Below are 19,264 nucleotides of genomic sequence, written 5' to 3' on the forward strand. Positions count from 1 at the left end.
TTTTCAGCTCCACGCGCTCTCTAAAAGATTCCAGTCAGCGATATGTCTCTAAAAAGTATTATAGCACGATTGAAAAATTTTGCAAGTCCTATGATTAAAGTGTATTGTGTTTTGGAACCATTCGAAACAGCACAGCAAGTTAAAATAAGGCTTTGTCCGTACTCAAGCTTGCAAAAGCGTGCACCGATTCGGTGCTTTTTTCTTTCTCTTCTTTCAATCAGGAACACAAAAAACAGCCTCACGACTGTTTTTACTTTTATCCTACAGAGCCTTCCATACTCATATTGATGAGCTGATTAAGTTCGACTGCATACTCCATTGGGAGTTCTTTGGTGATTGGTTCCATAAAGCCATTGATAATCATAGCAGTTGCTTCTTCTTCGCTAATACCGCGGCTCATAAGGTAATAAAGCTGATCCTCTGAAACCTTAGAAACCTTAGCTTCGTGTTCAAGTGCAACATTTGAATTGTGAATTTCATTAAATGGAATGGTATCTGAGCTGGATTCACCATCCATAAGAATCGTGTCGCACTCAATGTGAGACTTTGAACCAGCACTGTTCTTGCCAAAACGGACTTGACCGCGGTAATCCGTCTTACCACCGTCTTTGGCAACAGACTTGGAAATCAATGTGCTAGAAGTCTTTGGCGCATTGTGATAGACTTTACAACCCGCATCCAAATGCTGACCATAATTAGCAAAGGACATGGAAAGGACTGAAGTTCTTGCATTGCGGCCATTCAAAATGCTACAAGGATATTTCATATTGACCTTGCTGCCCAGATTTCCGTCAATCCATTCCAAAGTACCGCCTTCTTCAACCGTTCCACGCTCTGTCACCAGATTATAAACGTTGTCTGACCAGTTTTGAATCGTTGTATAGCGGAAAAAAGCATCTTTTTTGACAATAATTTCCACATTTGCAGCATGAAGACTATTGGTCGTATAAGTCGGCGCTGTGCAGCCCTCAATGTATTGAATAGAGCCACCCTCTTCTACGATAATGAGCGAGCGTTCAAACTGACCGGCATTCTCTCCATTGATACGGAAATAGGTCTGAACTGGCACCTGACATTGAACATTTTTAGGAACATAGATAAATGTACCACCTGACCAAACAGCACTATTTAAAGCAGAAAATTTGTGTTCTGCATTAGAAATGACTGTGCCAAAGTATTTTTTCACCAAATCCGGATATTCTTGTACTGCCGTGTCGGTATCGGTAAAGATAATGCCTTGCTTGGCAAATTCTTCTTTCATGTTATGATAGACTACCTCAGATTCATATTGAGCAACAGCTCCTGACAAAAATTGGCGCTCTGCTTCAGGAATACCCAAACGCTCAAAGGTTTTCTTTATTTCATCTGGCACTTCATCCCAACTTCTAGCCCGATCTCCACTTAATTTTTGATAATAGATAATATCATCAAATCGTATGCCGGATAAATCTGGTCCAAAATCAGGCATGGGCAATTTATGGAACAATTCTAAAGAACGCAAGCGATAATCCAACATCCATTGCGGCTCATTTTTAATTTCAGAAATTTCACGAACAACCTCTTCTGTCAGACCTTTGCCTGTTGAGAACAAAGGTTTCACATCGTCATGAAATCCAAAGGCATAATCTCGTTCTTTCGTCATCTCATTCCTCCCATTGATACAAATTCTCTTCTCTTATTATACTATTCTATATTAGAAATGTCAGAATATATGCCTAAAATCGAATAAATTAAGCTAAAAAAGGCTAGGAAAATTTCCCAGCCTTCTTACATGATTACCGTACTTTTTCGGCTAATGCTTCAGCGAATTTCTCCAGATTTTCAATATCTTCATCTTCTGCTGATAGATCGACTTTGACATTTTCAGCACCTTTTTCAGCACCTGTCGCTGCAAAAGCGCGATCAAAATCATCTACTGCCTTACAAAACTCATCATAAAATGTATCGCCTGATCCAACAACACCGTAAATCTTTCCAGTCAAGTCAAGACTAGCTAAATCTTCATAAAAATCAACAATTTCATCAGGCAACTCGCCGTCACCGTATGTGTAAGAAGCAACGATTGCGATGTCTGCTTCTAGAAATTCCTCTGCATCAACCGTTGTGCACTCATCAATATCTACTTCTAAACCAAGTTCTTTTAATTTATCAGCTACAATATCTGCGATTTCTTCTGTATTTCCTGTCATACTCGCAAATACAATTTTTGCTAAAGCCATAATTTCCTCCAAAAAATTCTATCAGTTTATTATAACACATTGAACAAATTGTTGCACTTCAAATCTCTTGAAGTTCCCTACTTTCCCCTTTTACTTTTTAAAATAATCATCTTATGATACAATGAATAAAAGGTAGAGCGGAGGTTATCATATGGAAATTTTCAAGCAAATTTTACATAAAATTAAAGAATATGATACGATCATCATTCATCGTCACATGCGACCTGATCCTGATGCCTTAGGAAGTCAAGTCGGTTTGAAAAAATTACTTCAAGTCAATTTTCCTGAGAAAAAGATTAAAGCAGCGGGAAAGACTGAACCGACTCTTGCTTGGCTGGCCAAAATGGATGATGTTTCAGACGATGATTACAAACATGCTTTAGTTATTGTTTGTGATACAGCAAATACTGCTCGGATTGATGACGAACGGTACAACAAAGGAGATTTTCTCATCAAAATCGATCATCACCCAAACGATGACATTTACGGGGATATTTCTTGGGTAGATACTAGCTCTAGTAGTGCTAGTGAGCTAATTGCTCTCTTTGCATTGGAAAATAAACTGAAACTAGATGATTATTCTGCTAAACTACTTTATGCTGGAATTGTCGGTGATACAGGACGATTCCTATATCCTGCCACAACTGCCCGCACAATGGTTGTCGCAAGTAAACTTCGCGAGTATCCCTTTGATTTTGCTGCTTTGGCTCGAAAAATGGACTCTTTCAGCTATCAAATCGCTAAACTTCAAGGCTATGTTTATGACCATTTAGAAGTCGATGAAAATGGTGCAGCTCGTGTCATTTTAACTCAGGAACTTCTCAAAGCCAATCATTTAACAGATGCTGACACTTCTGCTATCGTTTCAGCTCCGGGGCGTATTGACAGCGTTGAATTATGGGGAATTTTTGTTGAGCAAGAAAATGGCAATTATCGCGTTCGGTTGCGGAGTAAATTTATCCCGATTAATGAAGTAGCTAAAAAACACGACGGAGGCGGTCATCCTCTTGCCAGTGGTGCCAATGCTTACTCCAAAGAAGAAATCGAAGAAGTTTATCAAGAATTGAAAGAATTGGCAAAAAGGAAATAATTTGGTAGAAAAGACTTGTCAAATCCGCTAGAATTTGGTAAACTATCAAAGTAACGAATCTATGGCTCGCAGAGAGACCATGGCAGAAAGGAAATTTTTAAAAATGAGAAAAGATATTCATCCTGAATACCGTCCTGTTGTCTTTATGGATACTTCAACTGGCTACAAATTCCTTAGTGGTTCTACTAAGTATTCTAGCGAAACTGTTGAATGGGAAGATGGAAACACTTATCCTTTGATTCGTGTGGAAATTTCATCAGACTCACATCCATTCTATACTGGACGTCAAAAATTCACTCAAGCAGATGGACGTGTGGATCGTTTCAACAAAAAATACGGTCTCAAATAAAAATCGTATTTACATTACAAAAAATGTTGATAATAAGCCTTTTCCAATTTTGGGAAAGGTTTTTTATATAATCAAAAAAACTTGGAATCTACGACAGTATGACTTCCAAGTTTTTACCTTTTTTCACATTCAGTATTTTAATTGCTGAATAACCAATACATGGCTATCTTTCACACCATATAAACTATGAAGTTCATTGGGTTCCATGGTTAAAAAACTTCCGGGAACAAGTTGAACGGTTTGACCAGATGCTGTAAAATCAACCTTTCCTTCTAGACAAACAACAGTCACCAAAGCATCAGCCTTGTGTTCAGGAATCATTTTTCCTTCTCCTAAGTGAAGGTGACGGATGATACGACTAGTTTCTTCAACAGGTGTTTCCACGACATCAATAGTAGGATTCATTGTGTAAATTTTCATGTGTATTGTCTCCTTGTGTTCAACTTTAATCCTTATAATCTCCCCCAGCAAAACCGTAATATTCTTCTAAAGATAGTCCTGAATCTGCAATCGCTTTTGCTTCTTTCCCAACATAACGCAGGTGCCATTGCTCTGGCATATATCCAGTTTTGTCTTCTTTACCATTTAGATAGCGCACGACAAATCCATATTCAGCTGCATGTTTCAAAAGCCATCGACTTGCCTTTTCTTCTGTTACTAGATTTCCGTCTGTGCCAATCAAGTCAAATGCCAAGCCTGTTTGGTGTTCACTATAGCCAGGTCGGGCAGAATAACGATCTGCTGCTTCTTTCCCGTCTTGATTGACATAATTTTGATAAAGAGTAACCTGCGTTTGATAACTACGGAAACCGCTATATTGATGACTGATAGGATAGCCTTCGCGCTGCATAGCAGCAATCAATTCCAGCAATTTTGCTTTAGCAGTAGGATTTTCACCGGGGTTATAATCTGAAGATAATGGATAATGTTTATTTGCGATAACAATTTCATCGTATTTCCCTTTTACACTATAGTAAGAACCATTATAATGAACTTTTGCTTTTTTCTTTGCTTGCTCAGAGGACGCAACTTTTGCAGACGTTGCTTTTCCTTCTTGTTTCGTTTCCACATTCGTTTTCTTTCCCCCACAAGCTGTCAAAAGAAACAAACTCGCTACTAATAAAATCCCAATTCTTTTTTTCATCTGTATTGCCTCATTTATAGAATTTTCTAATTTTCATTATAAGCATAGATATACTGTATGTCAATTCAAAAAAGCATGCAATTTGCACACTTTTCATTTTTTCTAGTTAATCATTTAAGACGACCACTTTCCCAAATCCCGCTTGACTTTCGATATAAGAATGGGCTGCTGGGATTTGCTCTAACGAAAAGATTCGTTGAGGAGATAAATTTCTTTGGTAAGCATCAATATAGCTAAAAAGTTCATCAATAAGCTGCTGGCTCACATTGCCTGAATAAAAGCTCGTCAAAAAACTATTATTTTTTATTTCTACGATTGGGTCAAACTCCTCTACATACCATTTGCCACCTAATTGACCAGTGTTACAGATAATTCCTGCACTTTGAATATGGTCAAATGAATTTTTTAGAGTAGCCGGACCGACTAATTCAAGGATTTTATCAAACTTTTCCTCAGTTTGCAAAACTCCTTTTTCATCTAAAATAATCTCATCAAAACCTAGATATTGAAGTAAATCTTTTTTAGCGAGAGAACGAACTGCGCCAACTACACGATTCTGTGGGAATTGCGCCTTTACCAATTTTAAGAAAGCTAATCCAACGCCACTTGTCGCAGCTCGGACTAAGATTGAATCTCCTTCTTTTATCTGCAGATTTTTGAAGGAGCCAAAAGCGGTATAATAGGTCTCTGGTACTGCTGCTAACTCAGACCAAGATAATTGGCTATCTACGGGATAAATCTGCTCATTTGGAAGTAGAGCATATTCAGCATAAGAACCGTCATACGCACGTCCCATTTCACCCATGATAGAGACAATTTTTTGTCCAATTTGTAAATCTCTCCTTGTCGTTTCAACCACTTGTCCTACACACTCAATCCCCAAAATGCGTGGGAATTGAATAGTTGGAGATAGACCTTTCCGAGTGAAAATTTCTGAATGATTGATCCCAAAACCTTTAATCTTGACTAGAGTCTAGCCTTCTTTTACATTCAGGATTTCTCGTTCTTCTAGAACAAATTTTTCTGGACCACCAGGCTCATAAATCACCATGGCTTTCATTTTTGGATTCATAGAACTTCTCTTTAGCTTGCTAATTCTAGTAGTTTTCTTACAAATTCATTAGCTGGCTGTTGTTTGATTTCCTCTGGCGTGCCATATTGCTGGATTTCTCCCTTATCTAAAACGAGGATTTTCGTACCTAGTTTCAAAGCTTCTGCTATATCGTGTGTGATAAACACAACTGTAATTCCGGTTTCTTCATGCAAGGATTTCAACTCATGCTGCAGTTGATAGCGCGTAATAGCATCCACTGCTCCAAAAGGCTCATCCATTAGCAAAATATTAGGAGTTGCAGCTAATGCACGTGCAATCCCCACTCGTTGCGCCTGTCCGCCAGAAAGAGCTGCTGGATAGCGATTTTTTAGCTGGGTATCCAAACCAAGTATAGCTAACTTTTCATTAATAATCTTCTCTATTTCTGCTTGATTTTTCTTTTGCAAATTCAACACATAAGCGATATTCTCGGCAACTGTCAAATGCGGAAAAAGCCCATTTCCTTGAATCGAATAACCGATGTTTCGCCGCAATTCAATCAAATCCGTGTCCTGCACATCTTGACCATTGATAAGGATTTGCCCTTGATTCGGCTTGACCAAACCATTTATCATCTTTAACAATGTCGTTTTGCCTGAGCCAGAAGTCCCCACAACTGTCAGAAAAGTGCCGTCTTCAATCTTTAGATTTAGATTTTTGATAATGTCTTGTTTTCCATAAGATTTGCTAATTTCTTTATATTCAATCATTTCTTCAAAATCCCTTTCTCTACAAGATAGTCATGAGCAACTTTAGCAGGCTCTTCTTTGTCGTTTTCTACTTTGTGGTTCAATTCTGCCATTTTACTATCCGTTAAAATACCGTCTAATTTTGCCAATGCTTTTTTCAATTGTGGGTATTTTTTTAGAGTGGCTTCTCGAACAACTGTTCCTGCCTGATAAGAAGGATAGATTTTTTTATCATCTTTCAAAACCACTAGATTGGCACCATAAAGTTGTCCATCTGTAGTAAAAATATCAATCGCATCAACTTTTCTGGATTTAATAGCCTGATATTTCAATCCGCTATCCATATCCACTTGAGATTTGAACTTCATACCATAGGTAGATTGCAAACGTGCAAAACCGTCTTCACGACCAAAGAAGTCATACTCTGCACCAAAAGTTAAATTAGGACTAGCTTTGGCTAAATCACTAAAGGTTTTAATATTGTATTTTTCTGCTACATCCTTGCGAACGGCTAAGCCATATGTGTTATTAAAGCCAAATGTATTTGCCCATGCAAGTTGATATTTCTTGCGGTATTGACTTTCAAGCGTCTTAAATTGACTTTCATCATACGAGCCTGATTTTTTGAGAATAACTTCCCAGATTGTACCGGTGTATTCAGCATAAATATCAAATTCACCTTTAACCATTGCTGGATGAATATTTGAGGTACCACCACCAACACCTTTGGTCATTTTGACCTTCAGATTGGTATATTCTTCAATGACTTGCTTTTGCATTTCTCCTAAGATATAGTTTTCTGTCTGTGGCTTGGTCGCAATCTTGACCGTTCCGCCCATTGGATTCATTTGCAAAAACGCGATTGTTCCTGCTGTCAAAAGAGTTATGAAACTTAAAACAACCAACCATTTTTTGGATACTTTTTTATGGTTTAAGATTGATTTTTCGACCAAAGAGAGGATAAAATCAAAGACCAGTGCCAACAAAGCTACTAAAATACTTCCGACCAAGGTTAGGGTTTGATTATTGGTTGTAATCCCACGGTAGATTGCAACCCCCAGACCGCCAGCACCGACGAAAGAGGCAATCCCGGCTAGTGCAATGGTCATCGTCACCATATTGCGAAAACCTGACATCATGACCGGAAAGGCAAGTGGCAATTGAACCTTGGTTAAAATCTGTTTGCGAGTAGAACCCATTCCTTCTGCTGCTTCAACGAGAAGCGGATCAACACCTGTAATCCCTGTATAAGTGCTCCGTACCATGGGTAACAGTGCATACAAGGTTAAAGCTACAATTGCTGTCTTGTTACCAATTCCTGTAATTGAAATCAAAATCCCTAAAAGGGCAATAGAGGGAATTGTATAAAGAATATTCACTATTCCGATAACGACACCAGCCCAGCTTTTTTTGGAACTGATGAAAATTCCAAGCCCAACTCCCAAAATTAAAGCAAGCAAGATAGACAAGCCCGATATCCAGATATGATCCCACACCAGACTAAATAGAAACTGCCATTGATTGGTAACTAATTTGATTAACTCGTTCATGCTTCATCCTTTCTTGGCTTGGTTAAATTTGCCACGATACGCTCCAAATAAGTCTCAAATTCATCAATTTCTAGGTCAGAAAATCCGCTGTAAAAGATTTCAATGATTTTATCCGAAATGGCATCATATTCCTTTTTCAATCCTTTGGCATAATCTGTCAAGCAAATCATCTTTTTTCGCTTATCTTTTTCATGAGAGCACCGCTCCACAAGGTTCATGCTAATCATTCTGTCAATCATTTTAGTAAGTGTGTTCAGCGTCAAGCCGGTCTGCTCTGACAGCTCCGTTTGACTCTGATAATCTTTTTTCCAAAGCGCATGTAAAATACGTCCCTGCTCTCCATTAAAGGCTTGAATTCCTCGTTCTAATAAAATGTGATTCATCAGTCGATTGGACAAACGATGAATTTTCCCGATGTAAAACCCACCATTGATTACTTTTTTACTCATTTTTCTTCTTTCTAAAATATACGATATAGAAATTTATGCTTATTCTACTATATAGAACCTTCTTTGTCAAAGATTTTGTTTTAAAAAAGAAGCTGGAAAAAAAGTTCCTAGCTTCTATCATTTATGCATTATGTTTGCAAAGCGCAGCGGTTTGGAGAAATTCATTAGGCGCTTCAGTACTAATGAACCACTCTGGTGCAATAAAATCAAAGACTTTTAAATGATTAACTTTTGCTACACTCTATGAAATAATCTTTTGTACCCGTTCCCTTAAATCAGGGATTACGGTTTCTGCAAACCAAGGATTCTTAGCCATCCAAATTTGATTTCGTGGTGAGGGGTGGACAAGCGGGAAAAATTTTGGCAAGTAGTCTTGATAATGTTTTACCGTATCAGTTAGTTTTACAGTTCCTTTTTGATGAAGGTAATACTTCTGAGCATATTGGCCAATAAGAATAGTCAATTCCAGATCTGGTAACAATTCTAAAATCTGTTGATGCCATTTTTCAGCAAAACCCTTGCGAGGTGGCAAATCACCTGATTTTCCATGTCCTGGAAAATAAAAATCCATCGGAATCGCAGCAAAATAGCCAGAATGATAAAATGTATCATAGTCAACATCCATCCATTCACGTAAGCGATCACCACTCTTATCATTCCAGTACAAGCGCGTTTCCTGCGCTTTAATGCCTGGCGCCTGCCCGACAATGTTAATACGTGCCGTTTTAGGCGCTGCAAAAAGTGGCTCAATTCCTCGCTCGGTATATGCTTGATTTTGTGAATCAGCTATAATAGCTTTCTTAATGTCTTCTAGCGTTTCCATTTGTTGCCTCTATTTTTGATAATTTTTCATCATATAATTTTTCAAATCCATTGCCTGCCGTCCCGTGATAGTCCGAAAATCATCTGTCACAATGTCTAAACAGCCTTGACTTCCAGCTTGGTAAAGAGAAGCCAGCACAACACCGAAACCTTTTGGTTGATCATAAAGGGCAGCAAATTCCTCAACCGTCACTGGTTGGTAGCCAATCTCGTGACCAGAAACCTCGGACAAAAGATTAGCCAGCTCCAACATTGTGTAATTGCGTTCTTGGGTCAAAACATACGTCTTTCCCTGTAAGGCAGGTAACATAGCCAGTTTGACAATAGCTTCTGCACTATCTTCCCGCGAAACAAAGCTCATTTTGGCATTTCCCATTGGATAAATAACAGCCTTGCGCTCTATTAACTCAGGTAAATAAGGCACCAATGGATCAGCATACATAGCATTTTTGATAATGCTGTAAGAAAATCCAGCTGATGCTAAACGAGTATTGGCATAAGCAAAGAAAGCCGCCATGTGAAATGGACTATTGACTTGATCGGCGAAAAATCCAACAAAGATAAAGTGCTTAACCCCAGCTCTTTCTGCTGCAATGACCGAATTTTCAAATTCTGGCACACGCACAATGCTTGGATGGGAAATACTTGGAATGTAAATCAAAACATCCGTTCCACGCCAGGCCTCGACCATAGAATCCACATCTAAATAATCAGCTGCTCTAACATCAATCCCTGCTGTTACATATTGACTTGCTTTTTTGGGACTTCGAACAGATAGCCGAATTTCATTAGAATTTAAATGTTCTCGTGCTTCAGCAACAACCTTTTGCCCCAATTGACCTGTCGCACTCGTAATGGTGTAAATCATAATTGTTCTCTTTCTTTGAAAGAAACTCAACTATTTCTAGCTGAGTTTACCTGTTTTATTTAATCAGTTCATAAATTGCTTCAGCATAAATAGCTGCTGCACGGAAAAGATCTTCTACATCTATAAATTCATTTGCTTGGTGCATGGTATCTGTATAGCCTGGGAACATAGCGCCATAAGCAACACCGCGTTTTAAGAGACGACCAAAGGTTCCTCCACCAATGATTTGTTCATGACCTTTCAGCCCTGTTTGCTTTTCATACACGTCCAAAAGCGTTGTCACAAGTGGATCTTCCATTGGAACATAATGAGGAACATGCTCGTGCTCTGACAATGTCACTTTCTCCACAGGCAAGTTTTCCAATTTAGATTTGATCACCTCTGGATTGGTTCCTTGTGGATAGCGGAAATTAAGGGCAATGGTGTTGTCATCACTTGCTTCATCAAAGCGGAAGACCCCTGCATTCATAGAAAGAGCGCCCATTTTTTCATCTATATAATCCACTTTCAGAGCTTTTCCTTCGTGGTCTTCTAAAAGAATGTTTCCTGCCACTTCAAGATAGTCTTTAGCAGAATCTGCAAAATCAAACTGGGTCAAGAATTTTGCCAGATAAGTCGCACCATTGACACCGGATTGTGGAGAGGCTCCATGAGCAGACTTCCCAACAATCGTAACTGTTATTTGACCACTCGGTAATTCTTGGTATTCAAATCGAAGTCCGTATTCTTTTGCAAATTCGTTCAATTTATCTACAAGATTTGGCACATTTCCTGATACCACTGCTGTTGCAGATTCAGGAACCATATTTTCACGAAGTCCGCCAGTAAAGCTATGCAAGCGCGCAGCTCCGCCATTTTCCCCTGCAAAATGAAGATATTCAGTGATGTTTCCTTTTTCACCATTGATAATCGGAAATTCTGCATCTGGCGAAAAGCCAAAGTCTGGCTCTGGCAGACCAACGTGTTTGAAATAATAGTCCATATCAGCCCAGCCGGATTCCTCATCTGTACCAACTACAAAACGAACCTTCTTAGATGTCGGCAAGCCTAATTCTTTGATAATTTTCAGTCCATAATAGCAAGCCATCGTCGGCCCTTTGTCATCGCTCGCACCACGCGCAAATAATTTACCGTCCTTGATAGTTGGCGTATAGGGATCTGTATCCCAGCCACTTCCAGCCGGCACAACATCCATATGCGCAAAAATTCCAAGCACTTCTTTTCCTTCACCATATTCAAAATGCCCTGCATAATTGTCAACATTCTTCGTTGGATAGCCATCACGCGCGGCTAATTCTAAGAATTTTTCCAAAGCCTTAACAGGTCCAGGCCCAAAAGGATGTTCTTTATCTGCTTTCGTATCATCTCGCTCGGAGTTGATTTCCAAAAGGCTAAATAAGTCAGCCAATAGAGCATCGCGACGTTTTTCAACCTCTGCTTTAAAATCAATCGTCATAAAATCAGATTCCTTTCTATCAACGTTTTTCAATAATCTCATCCACTGGCAAACGATAGCTTGGATCCAGTTTATCGTCTGTGTAGCCAACAGTAATTAAAAGTTCTGGACGGAAGCGCTCATCAATATCTAACACTTGATTGACTTTTGACTTATCAAATCCAAGGATAATATTGGAACTAATGCCCTGGTCAGTCAATGCCAACACTAAATTCATAGCTACCAATCCAGCATTGAGAGCTAAATAATCACTCTTTTGCTGTTCAGTGTAATGACTGTACTGAGTCGGAAGATTTTGCATGTAATATTGCAATTTTTCTTCAGACATATTTTTTATACCAGCAGTACGAGCAATCTTACGAGCGCGCTGCACCAAGTCTGTATCTGTAAAGAGAGCAATCGTCACAGGCGCTTCTTTGATTTGCTCCTGATTAGCATTAAAGGCAATCTCAGCCAAGTCTGCATTTCTCTCACGCACAACTACAAATTTCCAAGGCTGGCTATTATGAGCACTTGGCGCTAAAGTTGCAATTTCAATCGCCATTCGCACATCTTTTGGATCAACTGCTTTATCATTGAAATGCTTAGTTGCATGACGCTTTTTATTTAATTCAAGAAATTTCATAAGGACTTTCCTTTTCTTATTATACTCATTCCATTTTACCATAAATTGGAAGAGCTTGCAGGGGTTTGAGTAAAATACTCCAACAAAATCCTACTGCTCTAACTCTATTTTTTATTGTTCTCTTCAATCATTTTTTTAACTTGCATACGTTGTTGAACATTAAGGTTAAGTTGATTCAATTGCTTATCAATGCTGGACTCCTCTGTCTTATACTTCTTATCATACATCTCTAATAATTTATTACGGAGAATAGGCTCGCTAATCAAATGAATTTCTTTTAATAGTCCCTCTTCTTCATCTCCTGCCTGCGCCACTTCTCCATTTAGTCTACTTATCATAGAATTAATCTTTGCTAAGGCAAAATCACCATAAATATTATCAATCAAATTTTCCTTCATGATTTCTTGGATATTCTTAGCGAAAGTATTTTGCAAAACTTTCCCTTCTGAGTATCCAGTTTCTTGATTCTTTTCAAGCATAATCACATTTCCTGGTTTAATATCAGATAACATATAGGGAGAGTGGGTTGTGAAAATAAGCTGTAAATTTACGTCTTCCCGTCGTCTCTCTCTTTTCAAAAACTCTACGAAGTTATTAATTAACTTTCGTGACCATTCCAGATGCATTCCCATTTCTATTTCGTCAATTAAAAATATATAATCTCTGATATCCTCATTAAATTGTTGTGAAGTCAAAGCATTTGAAAATAATCTAATAAAGTTAGTTTCACCTGCTGACATACAAAAAGAATCAAATTCTAGAATATTAAATCCCAAATATGAATTCTGATTTAAAAAACTACGAAGTGAGTCAAATTTCTTACAAATATCTAAAAACTCTTGGTCTTGTGATAAATCTCGTGAAAATTTTATTAATATTTTTTCATTTTCTATAGACATAATATAGTTATTAAGAAGAAATAAAAAATCAGAAATCTTTTGAAAAACTTCAAAAAAACTAACTTTCTGATTTTCTACTTTCAAACTATTCATTAGTGAAGCTAACTCATTATCTAAATAACGCATTTTTTCTAAGTAAAATGTAATATCTGACTCACAGTCATCATCATTTCTGTATTTAAAATGAGCTATATCTTTCAATGCTTTATCTATCTTTTCTTTCAAATCTCCTAAACTATCCTGTCTTTTTTCTATGAAAAATGAAATTAATCTTAAACAAACATCTTTAATAAATTCTTTCTTATTATTTAGTTCTTTAGTTGAAGACTCAGAATAAGAAGAAGACTTTGTTAATAAGATTTTAAATTTGAAATCAGAAAAAATCTCTTTATCATAAAACTCTGAGTAAATCCTAAAATAATTTGCTAACGAGGACCAATTGATTTCCATTTCTAATATATTGCTGTTTTCTGGCACCCCTGTCACACCCCAAAAAGATTGATTATGCAAATTATAATAATTTATTGCTGTGTTTACATTTGGTTCTTGAAATTGTTCATCATCACCATAAACTTCAAAATTCTCATTCTCTTGTATATCTATATTGTGCTTATCTACTTTGAATTTTTCATTATCCCTAAATACTTTAAAATAAGAACTATTACTTTCTAAATGAGAATCTGATTTTTTTCCTAATTCCCTCATCAATCTCAATAAAGTTGATTTCCCAGTCCCATTTATCCCAACTATTGGTGAAATATTATAAATAGACTCTCCATAAAAATTTTCAATATAATCTGGATTTTTATCAATTTTTAATTCATTCGTTTCAAAGTTAAAATCAACTTTATATTCGTCTGAAAAATTAAAAATTTGTTCTTTAAAAAGTTTATCATACTGCTTAATAACCAAAGCAATTAATTTCATTGCTCTCCTCCTATCAGTCCAATTTCTCTACTAATATCTGCAACCATTTTTGAGAGTGGACGCTTCCCATAGTCTTCTTTATTGATATAGAATCCAGTTATAAATCTATCGATTTCATGATTTGTTAATTTCAAATCAGTATTATCCAAAATAGCTGATAAGCCTTGCTTATACTCATTTGTATATACTTCTTTCTTCCACAATAATTCATCGATTACATCAATGTGACTTTGGTACAATTCTTCAATTCCCAAATCCTTTATAGATTGCTTAAATCCTGAATATTGAGAAGAAATTTTAATTTCAAGGCCATCAATAGCTTTAGGTATGTAGGTAAATTTTACATCATCAAATCGAAAATTCGTATTATACGGACTATATTTTAATTCTTTTTCCAACTTAACATGATTACAGCTATAACAACTAGGTATCAGGTTATAAAAGGACACTGCAAAAAGTGGGTACTTATTTTTAGGAAAAAAATGATCCAATTGTGCTGTATTAATCGGTTTTCCTTTTTTCCTACTCTTCCGTTTACATGTAGGACATTTTTTATCAGCTTCATCAAGGATAAAGAAATTTTGATTACATTGGCTACAATGAATACTTTTATAAATCGAATTTATATAATTACGGTTACAATATGGACATACTGTAATATTCTTTAAATCAATGATTTTTTTACGGAACTCAGAATCAATTTTACCGTACGATTGTATCAAATACTTTGATATTTTTTCTTCTTTTTTTGAGAAATTTTCTGACTTACCAATATCTTTATACTTTTGTAAAAGGTGATAATCTGCAGTCATAATCTTTATAAATACATCATCTTCACTTCCAAGTTCGGGAATATTTTTCTGTACCCATTCTTTCAAATCCCTCTTAAAATCTTTGTACTTAGAAAAATTCATTTTCTTATATAATTCCAAGCAAATCTTTTCAACAGCAACTGGATTCGATTTTTCTATTGGTATCACAACAAGCACCTCATTATTTTCCACTAGTCTCCCAATTATACCACAAAAGGTCGCTAACGCGACCTTGCATTGGTAGTGAATTCATCCTCAGTCTTTTAACTCTGCCTGAGATTCTGCAGGATTGAGTTTTCTCTGCACAGCCTCCGCTACTTTTCGCGGTACACCCACTTCGACAATTTCATCCACGCTGGCTTTTTTGATGTTGGTCAAGGATTTAAAGTGTCGCATCAGATTTTGCTTGCGCTTGAGTCCTAGACCCTCAATACCATCCAATTGCGATGAAAAGGAATTTTTTGAGCGAAGCTGGCGGTGGAAGGTAATGGCAAAGCGGTGAACTTCATCCTGAATACGTTGGAGGAGGAAAAATTCCTGCGAATTGCGAGATAACTCAACCACTTTCAAAGGATCGCCAAAGAGTAATTCATGCGTCTGGTGCTTGTCGTTCTTTTGCAAACCAGCGATAGGAATATCTAACCCTAATTGATTTTGAATGACGTCTTTAGCAATATTGACTTGCCCCTGACCACCATCAATGATAATAAGATCAGGCGGTATTAAACCATCTCGCATAACCCGACTGTAACGGCGCTTAATCACTTCTCGCATACTAGCATAGTCATCAGGACCGACAACTGTCTTAATTTTATACTTGCGATAATCTTTTTTGCTGGGTTTCCCATTGACAAAGACCACCATAGCTGAAACAGGACTAGTTCCCATAATATTGGAATTATCAAACGATTCAATCCGAACTGGAGTGGGAATATTGAGCAACTGACCTAGATTTTCAATAGCTCCCTGTGTTTTTTCAACAGATTTCTCCAACAAATCAAACTTCTGCTGCAAACTAACTTGCGCATTTTTAATAGCCAAATTAACCAGCTGTTTCTTCTCTCCTCGCTGAGGTTTGAGAATCTTCGTATCCACCACAGCCTGAACAGCTATTTCATCAATATCAGATGGAATCAAAATTTCATTGGGAATCAGATGAGATTTTTCCTGATAAAATTGACCAATATAGGTCAGAAAATCCTCGTCAGGGTCATTGTAATAAGGAAACATATTTACATCTCGCTCAATGAGTTTTCCTTGACGGACAAAGAAAACCTGTACACACATCCATCCTTTGTCCACATAATAGCCAAAGACATCCCGATTCTGTAAATCCTTTGCCATCACTCGTTGCTTGGTGCGAAGTGTCGCAATACTTTGAAGCAAATTTCGGTATTCAGCCGCTTTTTCAAATTCCATCTTTTCAGCAGCACTAGTCATTTTTCCTTTCAATTCATCAATAATCTTATTATCATGACCTTTGAGGAAATCTGCCACTTCTTGAGCCATCTCTTGAAAGAAATGTGGATCATTATGGCAGACAGTATGAGCTCGACACTGTCCGATATGATAGTAGAAGCAAACTTTCTCAGGTGGATTGGTACACTTGCGGAAAGGAAAAATGCGATCCAGCAGGCGCTTAATTTCATTCGCAGCACCTACATCAGGATACGGACCAAAATATAAACCACCATCTTTTTTAACCTGACGTGTAATAATAAGTCGCGGATATATCTCATTGGTGATTTTGATAAAAGGGTAGGACTTATCGTCCTTAAGCATGATGTTATATTTAGGCCGATTTTCCTTGATTAGATTGATTTCAAGCAGCAAGGCTTCAATATTAGACTCCGTGACAATAAACTCAAAATCCTCAATCTCAGACACCAGTGCTTCCGTTTTAGTATCATGGCTCCCACGAAAATAAGAGCGCACCCGATTGCGCAAATTCTTAGCCTTACCTACGTAAATAATGGTACCATTTTTATCTTTATGAATATAGCAACCGGGACTAGTCGGCAGCAATTCTAATTTTGATTGAATCAAGTTATTCATAATTAACATTATAGCAGAAATGACCAAAAGGAAGTGAAAAGGAGCATGGAAAACCTAAATTATCTGCAATATAAAAAAGAGGACAACAACGCCCTCTTTCAATAATTGAGATTCCAATTGTCTTAATTGACCATGGTCTCCGTTTCGATATTATTCAAAATCAAGATATTCTTTTTCAAGTTCAAGAACTTCTTCCATCGTTGCACATTCTGTAAGAGCACGTTGAGCAAGTTCTTGCATCTTCTTCGTATCCAATTTCTTCATCAAGCTACGTGTACGAAGAACAGATGTTGCACTCATTGAGAACTCATCCAGACCGATACCAACTAGAAGTGGAACAGCAGTTTGGTCGCCTGCCATTTCACCACACATACCAGCCCACTTACCTTCAGCGTGAGCAGCTTTAACTACTCGATCCACTAAGCGAAGGATAGAAGGATTGTATGGTTGGTACAAGTAAGAAACTTGTTCGTTCATACGGTCAGCAGCCATTGTGTATTGAATCAAGTCATTAGTACCAATTGAGAAGAAGTCAACTTCTTTTGCAAATTGGTCAGCAAGCATTGCTGCTGCTGGAATTTCAATCATGATACCAACTTGAATATTGTCCGCAACTGCCACACCTTCTGCAAGCAATTTAGCTTTTTCTTCTTCCAAAATGCCTTTTGCTGCACGGAATTCAGTCAATAAAGCAACCATTGGGAACATGATACGCAATTGTCCATGCACAGATGCACGCAACAGTGCACGTAATTGTGTGCGGAACATTGCATTTCCTGTTTCAGAAATAGAAATACGAAGAGCACGGAATCCAAGGAACGGATTCATTTCTTTTGGCAAATCAAAGTAAGGAAGTTCTTTATCCCCACCGATATCCATTGTACGGACAACAACTGGTTTGCCATTCATTCCTTCCAAAACAGCCTTATAAGCTTCATACTGCTCATCTTCTGTTGGGAAATCTTGCGAATCCATATAAAGAAACTCAGTACGGTAAAGCCCGACAGCTTCTGCACCATTTGCATTCACACCTTCAACATCTTTTGGTGTACCGATGTTTGCAGCCAGTTCAAAATGTTTTCCGTCAGCTGTTACTGTTTCAGCATCTTTCAGTAAATCCCATTCAGCTTTTTGTTTTGCATAGGCTTCACCCGCTGCTTTAAAGGTTGCAACTTGTTCTTCTGTTGGATTGATAATAACCTCACCAGTAATTCCATTCACGGCAACTGTATCACCGTCTTTTACTAATTCGGTAATATTATTTGTTCCAAGAACCGCAGCAATTTCAAGAGTACGAGCCATAATAGCTGAGTGACTTGTACGTCCACCAATGTTGGTTACAAAAGCTTTAACAAAGTTTTTATCTAATTGAGCGGTATCAGAAGGAGTCAAGTCGTGAGCAATCACAACCACTTCTTCAGTGATCATAGCAGGGTTTGGCAAGCGTACACCAAGCAAGTGAGCCAACACACGTTTGGTCACGTCGCGAATATCTGCCGCACGTTCTTGCATGTATGGATTATCTTCCATATTTTCAAAGAGAGTGATGAACATGTCTGTTACTTCTTTCAGACCTGCTTCAGCATTCACTTTTTTTGCACGAATTGTTTCTTTAATCTGACCAATCATTTCTGGGTCAGAAAGTACCATTAAGTGAGCATCAAATACTTGAGCTGCTTCTTCTCCAAGGCTTTCTACTGCTTTCTCACGGATAACAGAAAGCTCGTTCTGTGAAGCTTCAAGAGCTACATCCAAACGAGCCTCTTCTGCATTTGTATCTTCGACTGAAGCAGTCTCAAATGATAAATCCGGTTGAACAAGTAGATATGCCTTAGCAACAGCAACACCGTCAGATGCTGCAATTCCTTTTAGCATTTCTGTCATGTTAAGCCAATCCTTCTTTTGTCATTGTTTCTGCGATTGCTACAATTGCATCATCAGCGTCTGCACCTTCTGCAGTAATTGTTACATCAGCCCCTTGACCAACACCAAGGCTCATAACACCCATGATTGATTTGAGGTTTACTGATTTACCTTTGTATTCAAGAGTAATATCTGAAGCAAATTTGCTAGCAGTTTGAACTAACAAAGTTGCTGGACGTGCGTGAATACCTGTTTCTGCCACAATGTGGAAATCTTTAGAAGCCATAGTTTGACTCTCCTTTAATGTAATCTTTTTGGGGTCTCATGTGATAACCCTTACAATTCTAGATTATA

General features: G+C 37.6%; 18 protein-coding genes and 1 pseudogene. 2 read left to right on the forward strand and 17 right to left on the reverse strand.

From position 1 onward, the window contains the following. Positions 1–256: 256 nt before the first annotated feature. Together sufB and EHW89_RS06235 are read right to left on the reverse strand one after the other, a co-directional pair. Positions 257–1,642: a Fe-S cluster assembly protein SufB gene (gene sufB, locus EHW89_RS06230; RefSeq protein WP_106100957.1), complete on the reverse strand. Its 1,386-nt coding sequence runs from the start codon at positions 1,640–1,642 to the stop codon at positions 257–259. 133 nt (positions 1,643–1,775) lie between these two features. Beyond that, positions 1,776–2,219: a flavodoxin gene (locus tag EHW89_RS06235; RefSeq protein ID WP_003030007.1), complete on the reverse strand. Its 444-nt coding sequence runs from the start codon at positions 2,217–2,219 to the stop codon at positions 1,776–1,778. A 151-nt stretch (positions 2,220–2,370) separates the two neighbouring features. Here EHW89_RS06235 and EHW89_RS06240 point away from each other — a divergent pair, with 151 nt between their 5' ends. Then, the gene (locus EHW89_RS06240) at positions 2,371–3,309 is read left to right on the forward strand and encodes a DHH family phosphoesterase (RefSeq protein WP_126467365.1); all 939 of its coding nucleotides are present in this window, start codon (positions 2,371–2,373) and stop codon (positions 3,307–3,309) included. Between the two features lie 103 nt (positions 3,310–3,412). Beyond that, positions 3,413–3,658, forward strand: a complete 246-nt coding sequence (locus EHW89_RS06245; RefSeq protein ID WP_003023866.1) for a type B 50S ribosomal protein L31 — start codon at positions 3,413–3,415, stop codon at positions 3,656–3,658. 129 nt (positions 3,659–3,787) lie between these two features. Here the strand turns inward: EHW89_RS06245 and EHW89_RS06250 are convergent, their stop codons facing one another. From EHW89_RS06250 to EHW89_RS06320, 15 genes and pseudogenes are all read right to left on the reverse strand, one after another. Next, complete coding sequence (locus EHW89_RS06250) at positions 3,788–4,078, reverse strand: AraC family ligand binding domain-containing protein (RefSeq protein ID WP_049507921.1); 291 nt, start codon at positions 4,076–4,078, stop codon at positions 3,788–3,790. Between the two features lie 25 nt (positions 4,079–4,103). Next, positions 4,104–4,802, reverse strand: a complete 699-nt coding sequence (gene ldcB / locus EHW89_RS06255) for an LD-carboxypeptidase LdcB/DacB (RefSeq protein ID WP_126467367.1) — start codon at positions 4,800–4,802, stop codon at positions 4,104–4,106. Positions 4,803–4,908: 106 nt separating this feature from the next. Then, a pseudogene (locus EHW89_RS06260) lies at positions 4,909–5,862 on the reverse strand (zinc-binding dehydrogenase). Positions 5,863–5,885: 23 nt separating this feature from the next. Then, positions 5,886–6,605: an ATP-binding cassette domain-containing protein gene (locus EHW89_RS06265; RefSeq protein WP_126467369.1), complete on the reverse strand. Its 720-nt coding sequence runs from the start codon at positions 6,603–6,605 to the stop codon at positions 5,886–5,888. Continuing rightward, entirely contained in the window at positions 6,602–8,134 is a 1,533-nt protein-coding gene (locus tag EHW89_RS06270; RefSeq protein ID WP_126467371.1) for an ABC transporter permease/substrate-binding protein, read from the reverse strand. The genes EHW89_RS06265 and EHW89_RS06270 overlap by 4 nt, the downstream gene beginning before the upstream one ends. After that, entirely contained in the window at positions 8,131–8,583 is a 453-nt protein-coding gene (locus EHW89_RS06275) for a MarR family winged helix-turn-helix transcriptional regulator (RefSeq protein WP_126467373.1), read from the reverse strand. The genes EHW89_RS06270 and EHW89_RS06275 overlap by 4 nt, the downstream gene beginning before the upstream one ends. A 241-nt stretch (positions 8,584–8,824) precedes the next feature. Then, entirely contained in the window at positions 8,825–9,406 is a 582-nt protein-coding gene (locus EHW89_RS06280) for a uracil-DNA glycosylase family protein (RefSeq protein WP_126467375.1), read from the reverse strand. Between the two features lie 9 nt (positions 9,407–9,415). Beyond that, positions 9,416–10,273, reverse strand: a complete 858-nt coding sequence (locus EHW89_RS06285; RefSeq protein WP_126467377.1) for an SDR family oxidoreductase — start codon at positions 10,271–10,273, stop codon at positions 9,416–9,418. Between the two features lie 55 nt (positions 10,274–10,328). Further along, positions 10,329–11,729: a dipeptidase PepV gene (gene pepV, locus EHW89_RS06290; RefSeq protein ID WP_126467379.1), complete on the reverse strand. Its 1,401-nt coding sequence runs from the start codon at positions 11,727–11,729 to the stop codon at positions 10,329–10,331. Between the two features lie 19 nt (positions 11,730–11,748). Beyond that, positions 11,749–12,354, reverse strand: coding sequence for a nitroreductase family protein (locus EHW89_RS06295; protein ID WP_003068452.1), 606 nt, complete (start codon positions 12,352–12,354; stop codon positions 11,749–11,751). Between the two features lie 104 nt (positions 12,355–12,458). Next, positions 12,459–14,180: an AAA family ATPase gene (locus EHW89_RS06300; RefSeq protein ID WP_126467381.1), complete on the reverse strand. Its 1,722-nt coding sequence runs from the start codon at positions 14,178–14,180 to the stop codon at positions 12,459–12,461. Further along, on the reverse strand, positions 14,177–15,184 hold the full coding sequence (locus EHW89_RS06305; protein ID WP_106100966.1) for a hypothetical protein: 1,008 nt from the start codon (positions 15,182–15,184) through the stop codon (positions 14,177–14,179). The genes EHW89_RS06300 and EHW89_RS06305 overlap by 4 nt, the downstream gene beginning before the upstream one ends. Positions 15,185–15,247: 63 nt before the next feature. After that, positions 15,248–17,047: an excinuclease ABC subunit UvrC gene (uvrC, locus tag EHW89_RS06310; protein ID WP_126467383.1), complete on the reverse strand. Its 1,800-nt coding sequence runs from the start codon at positions 17,045–17,047 to the stop codon at positions 15,248–15,250. 150 nt (positions 17,048–17,197) lie between these two features. Continuing rightward, complete coding sequence (ptsP, locus tag EHW89_RS06315; protein WP_126467385.1) at positions 17,198–18,931, reverse strand: phosphoenolpyruvate--protein phosphotransferase; 1,734 nt, start codon at positions 18,929–18,931, stop codon at positions 17,198–17,200. Between the two features lies 1 nt (position 18,932). Continuing rightward, positions 18,933–19,196 (reverse strand): phosphocarrier protein HPr, encoded by a 264-nt coding sequence (locus EHW89_RS06320; RefSeq protein WP_003023815.1) that lies wholly within the window; start codon positions 19,194–19,196, stop codon positions 18,933–18,935. Positions 19,197–19,264: the final 68 nt, after the last annotated feature.

Origin of the sequence: Streptococcus periodonticum (assembly GCF_003963555.1) — a bacterium.
GTDB lineage: Bacteria > Bacillota > Bacilli > Lactobacillales > Streptococcaceae > Streptococcus > Streptococcus anginosus.

Bases quoted from the DNA above. Each gene is read 5' to 3' on its own strand.
- sufB (WP_106100957.1), bottom strand. From the start codon at position 1,642: ATGACGAAAGAACGAGATTATGCCTTTGGATTTCATGACGATGTGAAA.
- EHW89_RS06235 (WP_003030007.1), bottom strand. From the start codon at position 2,219: ATGGCTTTAGCAAAAATTGTATTTGCGAGTATGACAGGAAATACAGAA.
- EHW89_RS06240 (WP_126467365.1), top strand. From the start codon at position 2,371: ATGGAAATTTTCAAGCAAATTTTACATAAAATTAAAGAATATGATACG.
- EHW89_RS06245 (WP_003023866.1), top strand. From the start codon at position 3,413: ATGAGAAAAGATATTCATCCTGAATACCGTCCTGTTGTCTTTATGGAT.
- EHW89_RS06250 (WP_049507921.1), bottom strand. From the start codon at position 4,078: ATGAAAATTTACACAATGAATCCTACTATTGATGTCGTGGAAACACCT.
- ldcB (WP_126467367.1), bottom strand. From the start codon at position 4,802: ATGAAAAAAAGAATTGGGATTTTATTAGTAGCGAGTTTGTTTCTTTTG.
- EHW89_RS06265 (WP_126467369.1), bottom strand. From the start codon at position 6,605: ATGATTGAATATAAAGAAATTAGCAAATCTTATGGAAAACAAGACATT.
- EHW89_RS06270 (WP_126467371.1), bottom strand. From the start codon at position 8,134: ATGAACGAGTTAATCAAATTAGTTACCAATCAATGGCAGTTTCTATTT.
- EHW89_RS06275 (WP_126467373.1), bottom strand. From the start codon at position 8,583: ATGAGTAAAAAAGTAATCAATGGTGGGTTTTACATCGGGAAAATTCAT.
- EHW89_RS06280 (WP_126467375.1), bottom strand. From the start codon at position 9,406: ATGGAAACGCTAGAAGACATTAAGAAAGCTATTATAGCTGATTCACAA.
- EHW89_RS06285 (WP_126467377.1), bottom strand. From the start codon at position 10,273: ATGATTTACACCATTACGAGTGCGACAGGTCAATTGGGGCAAAAGGTT.
- pepV (WP_126467379.1), bottom strand. From the start codon at position 11,729: ATGACGATTGATTTTAAAGCAGAGGTTGAAAAACGTCGCGATGCTCTA.
- EHW89_RS06295 (WP_003068452.1), bottom strand. From the start codon at position 12,354: ATGAAATTTCTTGAATTAAATAAAAAGCGTCATGCAACTAAGCATTTC.
- EHW89_RS06300 (WP_126467381.1), bottom strand. From the start codon at position 14,180: ATGAAATTAATTGCTTTGGTTATTAAGCAGTATGATAAACTTTTTAAA.
- uvrC (WP_126467383.1), bottom strand. From the start codon at position 17,047: ATGAATAACTTGATTCAATCAAAATTAGAATTGCTGCCGACTAGTCCC.
- ptsP (WP_126467385.1), bottom strand. From the start codon at position 18,931: ATGACAGAAATGCTAAAAGGAATTGCAGCATCTGACGGTGTTGCTGTT.
- EHW89_RS06320 (WP_003023815.1), bottom strand. From the start codon at position 19,196: ATGGCTTCTAAAGATTTCCACATTGTGGCAGAAACAGGTATTCACGCA.